Genomic DNA, 15,489 nt, shown 5'->3' with positions numbered 1-15,489 from the left:
CCCAAGGGCTGCCTTTTTTACGATGCAATTCCTTCTAGATCTTAATGAAAGGTTGCACCAATTTAGCGATCCACCCTCGGAACTCCAGTGGCGCATCCATCCCCGCCAAACAGATACAGTCTTGATCTGCATCGGCGATTGGCTGGTGCTCGACAGAGCCATCCAAATCAGCAAAGTCTCCCGCGTTGAACTTCCCGAGACTGTCGCGATATCCACCGCGCAAAATCAGTGTCAGTTCGTGGCCGCGATGAGAATGAACGGGCATTTGCTTACCAGCCGCAATTCTTAATAATTTGGCGTCCCCCTCCCCGCACTTCAAATCCACCTGTTTCATGCCGGGAACGATACTTTTCCACGGCAGAGAATCGAAGTCGTCTTGATCCACCAGATTGCGCAGCAAGCGAGGCAACTCGCTCCGCGATTCCGAAGCAGGCGTATTTTCGCGCGCCAAGGCTGGGTTTTCTTCGCCATCCGGATTCGCGTCCAACAACGCCATCATGGATTCGCGTCGTCCGTCAGAGAGCGGCTTCTCCTGCAACTGCGACATTAAACTACCGCCAACGGCATCAGCTTGCGCCACTCGCTCACGGCATGCGCTGCAGTATTGCAAATGGCAACCCACAACCAGCGCCATGGCCGCCGGTAAGGAACCGGCCGCATAGCCCAAAATTGTTTCATCGTTTGGATGATGCTCGATGTGCCCCATCATTCATTATCTCCGAAGTGCTGGCGAAACGCCCGAATCGCCAGCCGTAAACTAGATTTCACACTGCCTAGAGGCATCCCGGTCTCTAGCGCTATTTCACTGTGACTTTTGCCTTCGTAATACGACTTGTACACCACTTGAGCTTGGTTATTTGGCAACTGCTCAATGACTCTCAAAAGTCGGTCCCCATCTGCGTTAATGCTCGGCTCGGGTTCATAGGTCTCTGTCAAATTTTCGTCAGATTCGTATGCTATCCCACGTTGTTTACGCAAACGATCTATCCACAGATTCCGTGCCACGCGAAAAAGCCACGTGCTTACCGCAGCTTTTTCGCGCTTGTACAAATGCGCTTTATTCCACAAAGCGAGCAGTGCATCCTGCGTCAGATCTTCCGCTAGCGAGGCTTCCACCCCTTGGCCGAGCAAATAAGCGTTCACCCTGGGTGAAAAATGGTCAAAAAGAAGCATAAAGCTCTTTTTGTCCCTTTCACCGGCAACGCGCTCCATGCAATCCGCCCAGAATGCGCCGGTACGCTCTTGTTGTGTGGCTTCTTTTGCCATGTATTAACCTCTTGAGGCCTCGTTTACGTTGGAGGACTGATTACGGATCATCCCTGATGTTGCCCACAAAATAGCGGCTATCAGCACAAACTGCAGCGGAATGCGCAACCATAAAACCATATCAGGCATCTCACCGCCCGGGCCTGCCACGCCCGCCATCGCTTGATAGATATTGGCGGGCAGAACAGCGATGCAATACAGCGCCATAATCTGGCCAACTCGCTGGCGCCAACTAGATAAAAATATCAGTGGCGCAATCAGCAGTTCGAATACACCGGTTAACCAAACAATCCAAACAGGGTATGGGAGGAACGGCGGCACGATAGCAGCAAACTCCTGAGCGAGCAGAAAATGTGCAACCCCGCCCGCTAGAAAGAACAAACAGATCAAGCCACGAATTACTGCCTTCACCCTAATCTCCATTTTTGCAAAGGTGTACCCTAGCACTGCGCTGGCCGATTCTACACAGATGCTAACGGCACTTATCAACAATAGTCTAAATACAGGCGCTTGTGACCGCGTCCACCGCTCGTTAACATGGACGTATTCGCTGTGGAGAAGTAGTAATGACCTATAAGAGCATGCCGGAGCTCATCGGCAACACCCCTTTAATACAGCTGAAGGGAGTATCAGAACTCACCGGCTGCACTATTCTTGGCAAGGCGGAGTTTCTTAACCCTGGAGGCTCCGTCAAAGATCGCACAGCACTCGGCATTATTCGCGAAGCGGAACGCGACGGCTCACTGCGTCCCGGCGGCACAATTGTCGAGGGCACCGCTGGCAATACGGGTATAGGTTTAACACTCATCGCCAATGCTCTGGGTTATAAAAGTGTTGTTGTGATGCCGCAAAGTCAAAGCCGCGAAAAAATTGAATTACTCGATCTCTATGGTGCAGACCTACGGCTCGTTCAAGCCACAAGCTACAGCGACCCTAACCACTATATTCATACCGCCCGCCGCCTCGCTGAAAGCCTCAATGACAGCGAAGCCAACGGCGCCATTTGGGCTCGCCAGTTCGATAATACGGCCAATGCAAAAATTCACCAGGAGACCACCGGGGAAGAAATTTGGCGTCAGACCGACGGGCAAGTTGACGGCTTTATCTGCGCCGTGGGTACTGGCGGAACACTGGCAGGCGTCAGTCGCGCACTCAAAGCCCACAACAAGGACATACACATTGGTCTTGCCGACCCACAAGGTTCTGCCCTCTACAATTATTACACCCACGGCGAACTGCAGGGCGAAGGCCGTTCAATCGCCGAAGGCATTGGCATCAGTTTAATCACCGACAATTTACGCTTGGCGGAGGTCGACAGCGCCCACCAGATCGCTGACGCGGAAGCGCTGCCCTACATTTTTAGCCTGCTCCGCAATGAAGGCCTGTGTCTTGGCGGGTCATCGGCAATTAATATCGCGGGCGCCGTTGCACTGGCCCGCAAGCTGGGTCCCGGCCATACGATTGTCACGATTCTTTGCGACTATGGCGACCGTTACAAAAGTAAGCTCTACAACCCGGTATTTTTGGAAAATATGGGCCTGCCCGCTCCAGATTGGCCGGTAAACTGAGCCCTGCAATAACAATACAACACGGAGAGCACATCGCCATGGCCGTAGGCACAATGGTATTTCTAGCAGTACTGGTTTTTACCGTACTCTACTTGGTTCTTATGTATAACGGCTTGGTGAATCTCAAGCACAACGTTGCCAAGCACCTCGCCAATATCGATGTGCTGCTCAAACAGCGCCACGACGAACTCCCCAAGCTCGTCGAGACCTGTAAACAGTATATGCAGTTCGAACAGGACACCCTGCAAAAGGTTATCCTGGCTCGCCAACAAGTCGCCGATGCACAAGCTCAACACGACATAAAAAGCCTCGGGCAAGCGGAAAATGGCTTGCGCAGCAGCCTCGGACAACTCTTCGCTCTCGCGGAAAATTACCCAGAGCTCAAAGCCGATGGGGTATTTCAAAATCTCCACACCCGCATTTCTGCGCTCGAAAATGCCATTGCCGACCGGCGCGAGGTCTACAACGAAGCCGTCAACAATAACAACGTGCGCATAGAACAGTTCCCGGACGTACTGATTGCCCGAGCATTTAACTTCAAGGCCTTCGACTTGTTACAGTTCGAAAAAGCAGAATTGAAGGATGTGAATATCGGCACCTTGTTCAACAGCTAGCGCGACATGGAAGGGCTTTTCCATATTGCCTTATTGGGCATCATAAGCGCGGTTGCCGCCGCCGCCAGCTTTTCTCGGCTGGCACGCGCTCGACTCATTGAAGACACCCCCACATCCAAGATCCGCTCAGCCCCCCAGGGCTATGTGGAGCTAATCGGTAGCGGCGAGCGTCCGGAGCAACCCACGCCGTTGCTCAGCAAGTTGTCGGCCAGCCCCTGCATTTGGTTTCGCTATCGCATAGACCGCTATGAGCGCAGTGGCAAAAACAGCCGCTGGCGTAAAATAGAAGGCTTCAGCAGCGAGCAGCCTTTTTTGCTCAACGACGGCAGTGGTCGCTGCTACATCTTCCCCGACAAAGCAGATATATCCAGCCACCGCAAACGCAGCTGGTATGGCAGTAGCCGCTACCCGATTTCGGGGCAGAAGCATTCGCTGTTTGGCCGACGCTACCGCTATACCGAAGAGCTTCTCTGCGAGGGCGACCTACTCTACGCGCTTGGCCTTTTTGAAACCCGCCACCCGCCGAGCGACGCTCAGCGCAATCAATCGCGAATGGCAGAAATTCTCAGGGACTGGAAACAGGACTACGACAAACTCGTGGAGCGCTTTGACCGCGACAACAATGGCGAGATAGACCCGGATGAGTGGGAGCTGGCGCGCAGGGAGGCCCTTCGCATGGCAGAGCGAGAAGCGCGTAAAAGATTGCCGAGCCAAGCAGTGAATACGCTCCGTCACTCGCCCAATCGACAACAACCGTTTATCATCGCCACCTCAGAACCCGAATCCCTGAGTCGACGCTACCGCTGGCAAGCGCTAGCATGGTTGATAGTGAGTGTGGGCTGCGCCGCTGGCGTGGCCTGGCTTTTGCTTCAGGAAAACCTGTCGACGATAGGCGCAGTATAGGACCAGCACCATGACAACGCGGCGCAACACCCGTGAGCGCATTTTACAAGTGGCAGAGGAACTGTTTGCACAGCAGGGCTTCGCCGCGACTTCTATCAGTGAAATCGCCGTACAGGTTGGTATCAGCAGCCCCGGGATCTACAAACACTTCAGTAACAAACTCGCCATTTACGAGGAAGTTTGCGAGCGCCTGATGGCCCCCCTGGTGGAAAAAACCAGCAAACTCCATACGGCTGCCAACTTCCTGGAGATCCGCGAGCAAATTCACACTATCATGAGTGACCTGAGCGCCCGCCCCAATATTGCTCGCCTGGTGCAACACGCCACACTGGCTCAAGATGAAACGCTGACTCTGCTCAGCGAGCGCTGGTACCGGAAAATATTCGCCTTTATCAGCGACGGCGCGAACAACCCCAATATCGAATGGATACACGCCCCCACTGCGATGGCCTTCCACTGTATGATTTTGGGCTACGTGACACTGGCCCCATTACATCAATCCATCTTTGGCATAGACCCGATGGAGCCAAAACAGTTAGAGGCACAATTGCAGCTGCAGCACGATATGGTCGACGGCTTCAATTTACTGCTGCCCGAGCAGCAATAAACCCATTATTTGGCTAATATTTCCGCGGCCTCTCGCATCGCAGCGCCGTGTTTCTCCTCGAGCGCTGCCATATGCTTGCGATAATTCTCACGCTCGGTGCGGCCCAGTGACTTCCAGGCATCGTGAGTGGGGATATCTGCCAGTTCTGCCGCCATTTCAACAAATACCCCAGCTTGCTGCCGAACTTGGGCGTCGATAGCCGGCTGATCAACCAGCACAGCGACCCGCAAACACAGCTCACTGCCACCCACCTGTCCGTCAAGAAAACACTTTGCCAACACGCGAATACTCTCTCGCGCCCCCAAGGCGTGCTCGTTGCTCGCTGGCTGAAATTCTACCACTGCGTCGTCGGCAGACTGCACTGCAGCGCGCTGAGCTTTGGACAGACTGCGCAACCGCATCAGCAGTATCGCGGCGTAACTGGCCAATACCAAAATGATCACTGCGCCCGCCACAAGCCAGACTGTGTAGCCTTCCATAATTTCCCCAAGCCGTTGCGTAAAGGCGAGCATTTTACCCGCTATCAGCGGAGAACGCCCTGTCTTATAATGACGCCCCCAAAAACGGAGGCTTGCCGTGTCTACGCCAGATGCTATCCGCTGGAACAACAACCAGCTAGAACTACTCGATCAACGCGCCCTGCCCAACACCTGCGCTTACTTGAGCTACGACCGTGCTGAAGACGTTGCCCACGCAATTCGCGACATGGTCGTGCGCGGCGCGCCGGCCATCGGCATTACCGCTGCCTACGGTATGGCATTGGCGTGCAGGCAATGCGGTGAGCAGCCCAGTGTTGCCGCTTGGACAAAAGCCTTAGCGGCGCCCCGCCAAACCCTCGCAGACAGCCGCCCCACTGCCGTGAATCTGTTTTGGGCGCTGCAACGTTGCGATCTCGTCGTGGAACAGTACGGCAACGGCCCGGGCCTTGGATCGGCGATGCTGGCATTGGCCCAGCAAATCCACCAGGAAGACATCGATATTAACCGACGCATCGGCGATCACGGCGCAACATTGATCGAACCCGATAGCTTGGTATATACCCACTGTAATGCCGGCGCACTGGCGACCGGCGGCTACGGTACAGCGCTCGGCGTGATTCGCTCTGCATGGCGTGAAGGCACTATCCGCGGCGTGATTGCCGGAGAAACCCGGCCGTGGATGCAGGGTGCCAGATTAACCAGCTGGGAACTCATGCAAGACGCTATCCCAGTAACGCTGGCAACCGAGGGTGCAGCTGCACAATTAATGCGCGAATTGACTCCCAGCTGGGTCATTGTCGGGGCCGACCGCGTCGCCGCCAATGGCGATGTCGCCAACAAAATCGGCACCTACAACCTCGCCATTATTGCGCGTCACCACGGCGTAAAAATGATGGTGGCCGCGCCAACGAGCACCTTTGACCGCACGATGGATGGCCCTGACATCCCCATCGAGCAGCGCAGCGCCTCGGAGATCACTCATAGCCAAGGCACTGCCATTGCGCCGCAAGGCTGCCCGGCACACAACCCGGCCTTCGATGTCACGCCCGCGTCACTCATTGATGCCATCGTGACCGAGCACGGTGTCATACATCAGCCAGGGCGAGACACCATCGCCGCTCATCTCGACAAAGCAACAACCGGGGGCGCCTCATGAAAAAGACCAAGACCTTTTTCGACAAAGCGATCGCGCTGGCTGCCGCGGGCGCCGAGTTGTATCAACGCGGTTGGGTGCCAGCCACTAGCGGCAACTTTTCGCTCCGCCTGGACAATGATAGCGCGCTGGTCACCGCCTCAGGTAAACACAAAGGCCAGCTCGGCCCAACTGACTTCATCGCTGTCGACTTCGATGGCGCTGCGCTTAGCGACGGCAAGCCCTCGGCAGAAACCCTGCTCCACACCGCCCTGTACCGCCGCTTCGCAGACCTCGGCGCGGTCCTGCACTGCCACAGCGCAACGGCCACCATTCTGTCCCGCCTCCACGCCAGCGACGGCAAAATTACGCTGCGTGATTACGAGTTGCTAAAGGCTTTTCCCAACATTGACAGTCACGCGACGTCGGTTGATATTCCGATTTTTGCGAATACGCAAGACATCGCCGCGTTAGCCATCGAAGTAGACCAGTACCTTCAGGAATACCCAGCGTGCCCAGGCTATTTGATAGAAGGTCACGGCCTGTATTGCTGGGGGAAAACCCTGAGCGACTGTTTACGCCACCTGGAAGCCCTTGAATTTATGCTGGACTGCGAGCTGGAAATGCATCGCTTGCGCCGCTAGCCGAGGATCAACACCATGACAGCATTGCGCGTGTACCGCGACGATAACAGCGACGACATCGTTACCCAAAGCACCGACGCTACCGAGATTCAACATCAGCTCGCCGCTCTCGGCGTGCGCTTTGAGCAGTGGCGCACGCGCAGCGAGGTCAAAGCCGGCGATGATGCCGAGACGGTGTTAAAAACGTATCAAGCCGAGGTAGACGCCCTGGTTGCGCAACAGGGCTACCAAAGCGTCGACGTTATCAGCCTTGATAACAGCCATCCCGACAAGGCTGCGCTGCGCGAGAAATTTTTATCTGAGCACTGCCACAGCGAAGACGAGGTGCGCTTCTTTGCCGACGGTTGCGGCCTGTTTGCGCTGCATATTGGTGCCATGGTCTGCGAAGTCCTTTGCGAGCGCGGCGACCTGATTAGCGTCCCGGCAAACACCCCACACTGGTTTGACCTAGGGCCGACTCCGGCGTTGCTCGCGATACGATTTTTTAACAATCCCGACGGCTGGGTGGCGCACTACACCGGTAGCGATATTGCCCAGCGTTACTCTCGCCTGGACACACTATGATCAAGGCCATTGTCACAGACATCGAAGGCACAACCAGCGCCATCGACTTCGTTACGCAAGTGCTGTTTCCCTACGCCCGCAAACACCTGGGTGACTTTGTCATCGCGCATCATCGCGAGCCGAAAGTCAGTGGAATACTTAAAGAAACCGCCCGCATTGCCAAACTCAATACAGATGACCACTCGGCCATCATCCGTGTTCTGCAGCAATGGATTGATGAAGACCGAAAAATAACCCCACTGAAAAGCTTACAGGGCCTGATCTGGGAGCACGGCTATGCGAATGGCGACTTCCGCGCCCATGTCTACAACGACGCCGTCACCGCCCTGAAGCAGTGGCATAAACAAGGCATCGCCCTCTATGTTTACAGCTCGGGCTCGATCCTCGCTCAGAAGCTTTTTTTCGGGCACAGCGAGGCGGGCGACCTGCGCAAGCTATTCAGTGACTACTTCGACACGACCACCGGCCCCAAACGCGATGCCGCCTCCTACCGGGAAATCAGCCGCGCACTGGATATACCGGCCGCGCAAACGCTCTTTCTGTCGGACATTGTTGAAGAGCTCGACGCCGCCGCCCAAGCGGGCATGCGCACGGTCTGGGTTCAGCGCAGCGGTGACCTTGTCGATCACGCAACACATCAGTGCGTTAGCCACTTTGGCCAAATCCAGCTGAATTAAGGCTACTCTCTTGGCGCCGTTTGCGTAAAAGCGGCGGCTCCCTCCCCCTTTGCTCAGTGCGTTACAGCGCAGCGAAAAAGTGACACAAAAAGTTGACGTTAACGTAAACGTAATCTATAACATGCAACACAGCCGCCTGAACCCTTCAATATGACGCAACAGTACAGCATCTCCGACCTCGCCTCGGAGTTTGACATTACCACCCGCAGTATTCGCTTCTACGAAGAGAAGGGACTCCTGCGCCCCATACGCAGGGGCCAAACGCGAGTGTATAGCAGCGCTGACCGCACCAAGCTGAAACTGATTCTGCGCGGTAAACGGCTGGGCCTGTCACTGGAGGAGAGCCGCGACATTATTGAAATGTACGCCCCCCAGCGCGACAACAGCCCGCAGTTGCAAAGACTGATCGACAAAATTCGCGAAAAGCGTGAGCAGTTAGAGCAACAACTCAACGATATTCAAACCCTATTACAAGAACTCGATGCCGCAGAGACGCGATGCCTTGACGCTTTAGACAACGCCTCGCCTGACCAGAGCATCACTGCTAAGGAGCCCTAATATGAGCACCGCCTACCCCAGCCTCAACTTCGACCTCGGTGAAGACATCGATATGCTCCGTGAAACGGTGTATCGCTTTGCACAGGCCGAAATTGCCCCGCGTGCAGAGAGCATAGACAAGGACAACCAGTTCCCCTTGGACCTGTGGCGCAAATTCGGCGACCTGGGCCTACTGGGTATCACCGTCAGCGAAGAGTACGGCGGCAGCAATATGGGCTACCTGGCGCACGTTGTTGCGATGGAAGAAATCAGCCGCGCCTCAGCCTCTGTGGGCCTGTCCTACGGCGCGCATTCCAATTTGTGCGTAAACCAGATTTTTAAAAACGGCAACGCGGCGCAGCGCGAGAAGTATCTGCCCAAGCTATGCAGCGGCGAGCATATCGGCGCGCTGGCGATGTCAGAACCCAATGCCGGCTCTGATGTGGTGAGCATGAAACTGCGGGCAGAGAAAAAAGGTGACCGCTATATCCTCAACGGCAACAAAATGTGGATCACCAATGGCCCCGACGCTCACACCTATGTGATCTATGCCAAAACTGACCCGCAGGGCGGCTCCAAAGGGATCAGCGCCTTTATCGTCGAACGCGACTTCCCGGGCTTTTCCCGCTCCCCCAAACTCGACAAACTGGGTATGCGTGGCTCGAATACCTGCGAGCTGGTATTTCAGGATTGTGAGGTCCCTGCGGAAAACCTCATGGGCAATGAGGGCGACGGCGCGCGCATTTTGATGAGCGGCCTGGATTTCGAACGCACGGTGCTGTCTGGTGGCCCCACGGGCATTATGCTGGCTTGCATGGACGTCGTGGTGCCCTACTTACACGAGCGCACCCAATTCGGCCAGAGCATTGGCGAGTTTCAGTTAATGCAGGGCAAGGTCGCCGACATGTACTGCGATCTCAATGCCAGCCGTGCCTATTTGTACACTGTCGCAAAAAGCTGTGACCGCGGAGAAGAGACCCGTAAAGACGCCGCCGCCGTCATTCTGTATACCGCTGAAAAGGCCACACAAATGGCGCTGCAAGCGATTCAAACCCTCGGCGGCAACGGCTACATCAACGACTACCCGACAGGCCGCCTACTTCGCGATGCCAAGCTTTACGAGATTGGCGCAGGCACCTCAGAGGTTCGCCGTATGCTGATTGGTCGAGAACTGTTTAACGAAACCCGCTAAGTGATTGGAGACCTGCTATGACCGTGCTTAACACCCGTGTCGACAAACACAGCGCTGAGTTCCAGGAAAACTACCAGGCCCTGGCCAAAGAGGTCGAGGCACTGCGCAACAAGTCGGAAGAAATTGCCCAGGGCGGTGGTGAAAAAGCGCGCGAGCGCCATCACCAACGCGGAAAAATGCTGGCCCGCGAGCGCATCGACGCCCTGCTGGACCCCGGCGCCGCCTTTTTGGAAATCGCCCAGCTGGCGGCTGAAGGGGTCTACGGCGAGTCCGTGCCCGCGGCAGGCGTCATCGCCGGTATCGGACAGGTCTGTGGTATCGAATGTATGATTGTCGCCAATGACGCCACGGTCAAAGGCGGCTCCTACTACCCCCTGTCTGTCAAAAAGCACCTGCGCGCGCAGACGATCGCCGAACAAAATCACCTACCCTGCATCTACCTGGTGGACTCCGGCGGTGCCAACCTGCCCCGCCAGGATGAAGTTTTTCCAGACCGTGAACACTTCGGCCGCATTTTCTATAACCAGGCGAATATGTCGGCGAAAAATATTCCTCAAATCGCCGTGGTGATGGGCTCCTGTACTGCCGGTGGCGCCTACGTGCCAGCCATGGCTGACGAGACCATTATTGTTAAACAACAGGGCACCATCTTTCTGGCTGGTCCCCCGTTGGTAAAGGCGGCGACCGGGGAAGTAGTCACAGCCGAAGAGCTTGGCGGCGCCGACGTGCATTGCCGTGAGTCGGGCGTTGCTGACCACTACGCGGAAAACGATGAGCATGCTCTGCAACTGGCCCGACAGGCCGTCTCAAAGCTCAATCGCCAAAAGCCGCAACAGCTGGAGCAATGCGAAACCAAAGCGCCCCTCTACGCCGCCGATGAACTGTACGGTGTTATTCCCAACGATAGCCGCAAGCCCTTCGATGTCCGCGAAGTGATAGCGCGTATTGTTGACGGTTCCGACTTCGACGAATTCAAGGCGCTGTTTGGCAGCAGCTTGGTCTGTGGCTTCGCGCGGCTCTACGGCTACCCAGTGGGCATCGTCGCGAACAATGGCATTCTGTTCAGTGAATCTGCACAAAAGGGCGCCCACTTTATCGAGCTGTGTGCACAGCGCAAGATCCCGCTGATCTTCCTGCAGAACATCACCGGCTTTATGGTAGGAAAGCAGTACGAAGCCGGCGGTATTGCTCGTCACGGCGCAAAAATGGTGATGGCAGTCGCCTGCGCCCAGGTGCCAAAATTCACCGTCGTTATCGGCGGCTCCTACGGAGCGGGTAATTACGGCATGTGTGGCCGCGCTTATGAGCCGCGCTTTATGTATATGTGGCCCAACGCGCGAATCGGCGTGATGGGCGGCGAACAAGCGGCCGGCGTACTTGCCGACATTAAGCGCGCGCAATACCAACGCCAGGGCGAGAGCTGGAGCGAAGAACAGGAGCAGGCCTTCAAAAAGCCGATTCTGGATAAATTTGCCGAGCAGAGCCATCCCTTCTATGCCTCTGCACGACTGTGGGACGACGGCGTTATCGACCCTGCAGATACCCGCCGCGTGCTGGGTATGAGTTTGTCTGCCAGCTTAAATAAAACCATCGACGACAGCCGCTTCGGCGTCTTCCGAATGTAGGAGTGCAGCCAATGACAGACGCGACACTTATCTGTGACGTCGACCAACGCGGCGTCGCCACACTCACGCTTAACCGGCCAGCACTTCACAACGCCTTTGACGATAGCCTTATCGCAGAGATACATGCCGCACTGACGACGCTGGCAGCCAACCCCGAGGTGCGCTTGCTGATATTAGCCGCCAACGGGAAGAGCTTTTCTGCCGGTGCCGATGCCAATTGGATGCGGCGCATGGCCAACTACAGCGTTGAGGAAAATCTGCGCGATGCTCGGGCATTAGCTGCCCTGTTAGATGTACTGAACCGCTTCCCCCATCCGACCATTGCCCGGGTAAACGGCGCGGCCTTTGGTGGCGGTGTCGGCCTTGTCAGCTGCTGCGACATGGCGATTGGAAACACGCGAGCAAGCTTCTGCCTGAGCGAGGTAAAAATTGGCCTGATCCCCGCGACTATCAGCCCCTACGTGATCAACGCTATCGGTGGGCGCGCAGCACGGCGCTACTTTCTTAGCGCCGAGCGATTCGACGCCAACACCGCCACCGAACTCGGACTGCTGAGTGAGTGTGTCGATGACGACCAACTCGACGACCGTCTGGAGCAACTGGTTGCGCAACTGCTCGCCAATGGCCCCTGCGCCATGCGGGCCGCTAAACAGCTAGTCCTGGACTATCAAAATTGCGAAACCAATAGCGCACTGATCGAAGATAGCTGTCAGCGCATCGCCGATATTCGCGTCTCCCCCGAGGGGCAAGAAGGCCTGACCGCCTTCCTGGAAAAACGCCAAGCTGCTTGGCATAGCGGAGAGTAAAATGTTCAATAAAATTCTAATCGCCAACCGCGGCGAAATTGCTTGCCGGGTCATCGCCACAGCCAAACGCCTGGGCGTGGCAACCGTTGCCGTATACAGCGATGCTGATCGCGACGCCCAGCACGTTGCACAAGCCGATGAAGCCTACTATATCGGTCCCTCAGCGGCGGCTGAGTCTTACCTCTGCGCTGACAAAATTCTCGACGTCGCACAGCGCAGCGGCGCCGAAGCCGTCCACCCCGGCTACGGTTTTCTGTCGGAAAACGCTGACTTCTGCCGAGCATGTGATGCCGCAGGCATCGTCTTCATTGGGCCACCTGTCAGCGCGATTGAGGCCATGGGTTCCAAGTCGGCAGCGAAGGCGATTATGAGCGAGGCAGCAGTGCCACTGCTGCCAGGCTACCACGGGGACGACCAGGACGACGCGCTGCTAAAGCAGGCGGCGGCCGATATTGGCTACCCGGTACTTCTCAAGGCCAGCGCCGGCGGCGGCGGCAAAGGCATGCGCATTATCTGGCAAGCCGAGGACTTTGACAGCGCTTTGGCGGCCACCCGCCGCGAGGCCATCAATGCATTTGGCGATGACAAAATGCTGGTGGAAAAATACCTCACCGGCCCTCGCCACGTGGAAATTCAGGTATTTTGTGACGGCCACGGCAATGCCGTTCATGTGTTTGAACGCGACTGCTCGCTGCAACGCCGCCACCAGAAAGTCATAGAAGAGGCGCCGGCCCCGGGGATGAGCGCGTCACTGCGTGAGGCGATGGGCGACGCCGCTGTGCAAGCGGCTAAAGCAATTGGCTACTGCGGCGCGGGTACGGTGGAGTTCCTGCTTAATAGCGACAATAGCTTCTACTTCATGGAAATGAATACCCGCTTGCAAGTAGAACACCCCGTCACTGAAATGATCAGCGGCCAGGATTTAGTGGAGTGGCAGCTTCTGGTTGCCAGCGGTGAGGCACTGCCCTGCCAACAGCAGGACCTGCAAATTCGCGGACACGCCTTTGAGGCCAGGCTCTATGCCGAAGACCCCGAACAACAGTTCTTACCGCAAACGGGGCGCTTGAACACCCTGCACTTTCCCACTGAAAACGCCCATACTCGCGTCGACTCAGGGGTCATCGCTGGTGATACCATCAGCATGTACTACGACCCCATGATCGCCAAATTGGTCGTGTGGGATGAAGACCGCGAGCGTGCGCTCAAACGCTTACAACAGGCACTGTGTGAATGTCATATTGATGGCCTGACCACGAACAGAGACTTCCTGTATCAACTGGCCAGCCACACTGCCTTTGAAGCCGCTGACTTTGACACCGGCTTCATCGACAAACACTACGACGATATGCGCCGCGACGAGCAACAGCGTCAAGCGGAGCAGCAGCCCCAGCTGCACGCCCTAGCCGCTCTCCACTACCTGCTTTGCGAAAGCACTCAGTGCAGTAGCGACTCACCCTGGAAACAGGACAGTTGGCGCTTGAACTTATCCCGCTCACGTGAACTCGCGTTAACGATCGACGGGCAGCGAGTCAATGTTGGCGTCAGCCACCTCAGTGATGGTTGGGCCTTAACCATCGATGGCCAGCGCTTCCACGTTAACGGTAACCTCGATGGCAGCAGTGTGACGGTGGAAATCAATGGTTGTAGAAAACAGCTGCGCCGCAGCACCAAAGACGATTGTCTGTTGTTCACCGAACGTGGCCAGGCATTGCGCTGTGAGCCCCATCGCTATCAAAGTGCCAGCGACGAGCAACATGGCGGGCTGTTAGCGCCGATGAATGGGCGCATCGTCAGTCTGCTGGTAGAGCCCATGCAGCCAGTCCAACAGGGCGATGTACTGATGATTATGGAAGCCATGAAAATGGAACACAGCGTGACCGCGCCATCAGCCGGCCACGTTGCCAGCTTCCACTTCGGCGAAGGTGACCTGGTTGAAGGTGGCGCCAGCTTACTCAGTTTCGAGGAGGCCTAGCCATGCTCCCCAATAGCGTAAAGCTGGTAGAAGTCGGCCCCCGCGACGGCTTACAGAATGAAAAACACGCCATCAGCGTTGCCGACAAAGTGGCTTTGATTCAGCGGCTTGCAAACGCTGGCGTCAAGCATATTGAAGCCGGTAGCTTCGTGAACCCCAAGTGGGTGCCGCAAATGGCCAACAGCGAAGCGGTTTTTGCCGCCCTTCCCGACGACGAGGTCTGTTACAGCGCATTGACGCCCAACCTGCAGGGACTCGACCGCGCGCTCGCCGCTGGGGCAAAAGAAGTGGCGGTATTTGCCGCTGCGTCGGAGGGCTTCTCGCAAAAGAATATCAATTGCAGTATTGCCGACAGCCTCAAGCGCTTCGAAGCGGTAATGCAAAGGGCCAACGACGCCAAAATACGCGTGCGCGGCTATGTATCCTGCGTGCTCGGCTGCCCCTATGATGGCAGTGTTTCACCGGAGAAAGTACTGGAAGTCAGCCGGGAAATGCTGGCGATGGGCTGCTACGAAATATCGCTAGGCGACACCATTGGCGTGGGCACCCCCGCGTCGATGAACCGTTTACTCGACAGCTTGCTTGCCGAAATATCGCCCGAGCAGCTCGCCGTGCATTGTCACGACACCTATGGTCAGGCTCTGGTCAACATCTATACAGCAATGCTGCGCGGTATCGCGACTATCGATAGCTCGGTTGCCGGTTTAGGGGGCTGCCCCTATGCAAAAGGTGCGTCGGGCAATGTGGCAAGTGAGGATGTTGTGTACCTACTCAACGGCCTCGGCATTCACCACGGCATTGACCTGTCTGCGCTTATCGCTGCTGGTAACGCTATCTCGGCGACCTTGGGCCGCCCCAACCAATCCCGAACCGCACAAGCGCTGACGGAGCAAACTACATAGC

General features: G+C 56.4%; 18 protein-coding genes. 14 read left to right on the top strand and 4 right to left on the bottom strand.

Annotated features, from left to right (window positions below; translation table 11 throughout):
• Positions 1-34: 34 nt before the first annotated feature.
• From H573_RS0113350 to H573_RS18270, 3 genes are read right to left on the bottom strand one after another with little or no spacing between them, the layout of a single operon-like run.
• Positions 35-709 carry a ChrR family anti-sigma-E factor gene (locus tag H573_RS0113350; RefSeq protein WP_027874702.1) on the bottom strand — a complete coding sequence of 225 codons (675 nt, stop codon included), beginning with the start codon at positions 707-709 and terminating at the stop codon, positions 35-37.
• A complete protein-coding gene (locus tag H573_RS18275) occupies positions 706-1,266 on the bottom strand; it encodes a sigma-70 family RNA polymerase sigma factor (protein WP_036256790.1) in 561 nt (186 codons plus the stop codon). The genes H573_RS0113350 and H573_RS18275 overlap by 4 nt, the downstream gene beginning before the upstream one ends.
• A gap of 3 nt (positions 1,267-1,269) precedes the next feature.
• Positions 1,270-1,677 carry a DoxX family protein gene (locus H573_RS18270; RefSeq protein ID WP_154653902.1) on the bottom strand — a complete coding sequence of 136 codons (408 nt, stop codon included), beginning with the start codon at positions 1,675-1,677 and terminating at the stop codon, positions 1,270-1,272.
• Positions 1,678-1,832: 155 nt separating this feature from the next.
• Here H573_RS18270 and H573_RS0113335 point away from each other — a divergent pair, with 155 nt between their 5' ends.
• The 4 genes from H573_RS0113335 to H573_RS19145 are packed head-to-tail and all read left to right on the top strand — an operon-like array spanning position 1,833 to position 4,958.
• Positions 1,833-2,834, top strand: a complete 1,002-nt coding sequence (locus tag H573_RS0113335; RefSeq protein ID WP_027874701.1) for a cysteine synthase A — start codon at positions 1,833-1,835, stop codon at positions 2,832-2,834.
• Between the two features lie 38 nt (positions 2,835-2,872).
• Positions 2,873-3,448, top strand: a complete 576-nt coding sequence (locus tag H573_RS0113330; RefSeq protein ID WP_027874700.1) for a LemA family protein — start codon at positions 2,873-2,875, stop codon at positions 3,446-3,448.
• Between the two features lie 6 nt (positions 3,449-3,454).
• Positions 3,455-4,351 carry a GIDE domain-containing protein gene (locus H573_RS18265; protein ID WP_051171305.1) on the top strand — a complete coding sequence of 299 codons (897 nt, stop codon included), beginning with the start codon at positions 3,455-3,457 and terminating at the stop codon, positions 4,349-4,351.
• A 10-nt stretch (positions 4,352-4,361) separates the two neighbouring features.
• Positions 4,362-4,958, top strand: a complete 597-nt coding sequence (locus tag H573_RS19145; protein WP_051171304.1) for a TetR/AcrR family transcriptional regulator — start codon at positions 4,362-4,364, stop codon at positions 4,956-4,958.
• A 5-nt stretch (positions 4,959-4,963) separates the two neighbouring features.
• Here H573_RS19145 and H573_RS0113315 read toward each other — a convergent pair whose 3' ends face one another.
• Positions 4,964-5,437: a DUF2489 domain-containing protein gene (locus H573_RS0113315; protein ID WP_161624269.1), complete on the bottom strand. Its 474-nt coding sequence runs from the start codon at positions 5,435-5,437 to the stop codon at positions 4,964-4,966.
• Positions 5,438-5,534: 97 nt separating this feature from the next.
• Between H573_RS0113315 and mtnA the strand changes: the two genes are divergently transcribed.
• The 10 genes from mtnA to H573_RS0113265 all read left to right on the top strand — a co-directional run bounded on the left by mtnA (position 5,535) and on the right by H573_RS0113265 (position 15,488).
• Positions 5,535-6,593: an S-methyl-5-thioribose-1-phosphate isomerase gene (gene mtnA, locus H573_RS0113310; protein WP_027874698.1), complete on the top strand. Its 1,059-nt coding sequence runs from the start codon at positions 5,535-5,537 to the stop codon at positions 6,591-6,593.
• Positions 6,590-7,213 carry a methylthioribulose 1-phosphate dehydratase gene (locus H573_RS0113305; RefSeq protein ID WP_027874697.1) on the top strand — a complete coding sequence of 208 codons (624 nt, stop codon included), beginning with the start codon at positions 6,590-6,592 and terminating at the stop codon, positions 7,211-7,213. Before mtnA ends, H573_RS0113305 begins: the two co-directional genes overlap by 4 nt.
• Positions 7,214-7,228: 15 nt before the next feature.
• Positions 7,229-7,777: a 1,2-dihydroxy-3-keto-5-methylthiopentene dioxygenase gene (locus H573_RS0113300; protein WP_027874696.1), complete on the top strand. Its 549-nt coding sequence runs from the start codon at positions 7,229-7,231 to the stop codon at positions 7,775-7,777.
• Positions 7,774-8,454 (top strand): acireductone synthase, encoded by a 681-nt coding sequence (gene mtnC / locus H573_RS0113295; protein WP_027874695.1) that lies wholly within the window; start codon positions 7,774-7,776, stop codon positions 8,452-8,454. The genes H573_RS0113300 and mtnC overlap by 4 nt, the downstream gene beginning before the upstream one ends.
• A gap of 150 nt (positions 8,455-8,604) precedes the next feature.
• Complete coding sequence (locus H573_RS0113290; protein ID WP_027874694.1) at positions 8,605-9,012, top strand: MerR family transcriptional regulator; 408 nt, start codon at positions 8,605-8,607, stop codon at positions 9,010-9,012.
• Position 9,013: 1 nt separating this feature from the next.
• Positions 9,014-10,183, top strand: coding sequence for an isovaleryl-CoA dehydrogenase (locus H573_RS0113285; RefSeq protein ID WP_027874693.1), 1,170 nt, complete (start codon positions 9,014-9,016; stop codon positions 10,181-10,183).
• Between the two features lie 17 nt (positions 10,184-10,200).
• Positions 10,201-11,808 carry a carboxyl transferase domain-containing protein gene (locus tag H573_RS0113280; RefSeq protein WP_027874692.1) on the top strand — a complete coding sequence of 536 codons (1,608 nt, stop codon included), beginning with the start codon at positions 10,201-10,203 and terminating at the stop codon, positions 11,806-11,808.
• A gap of 11 nt (positions 11,809-11,819) precedes the next feature.
• Positions 11,820-12,614: an enoyl-CoA hydratase/isomerase family protein gene (locus H573_RS0113275; RefSeq protein WP_027874691.1), complete on the top strand. Its 795-nt coding sequence runs from the start codon at positions 11,820-11,822 to the stop codon at positions 12,612-12,614.
• A 1-nt stretch (position 12,615) separates the two neighbouring features.
• Positions 12,616-14,586 carry an acetyl/propionyl/methylcrotonyl-CoA carboxylase subunit alpha gene (locus H573_RS0113270; RefSeq protein ID WP_027874690.1) on the top strand — a complete coding sequence of 657 codons (1,971 nt, stop codon included), beginning with the start codon at positions 12,616-12,618 and terminating at the stop codon, positions 14,584-14,586.
• Between the two features lie 2 nt (positions 14,587-14,588).
• Positions 14,589-15,488, top strand: coding sequence for a hydroxymethylglutaryl-CoA lyase (locus tag H573_RS0113265; RefSeq protein ID WP_027874689.1), 900 nt, complete (start codon positions 14,589-14,591; stop codon positions 15,486-15,488).
• Position 15,489 lies beyond the last annotated feature (1 nt).

The sequence above is a fragment of the Neomelitea salexigens DSM 19753 genome (assembly GCF_000422345.1).
Taxonomy (GTDB): domain Bacteria; phylum Pseudomonadota; class Gammaproteobacteria; order Pseudomonadales; family Spongiibacteraceae; genus Spongiibacter; species Spongiibacter marinus_A.
Note: the sequence above shows the minus strand (reverse complement) of the source record. Positions and strands in the feature narration are given on the sequence as shown.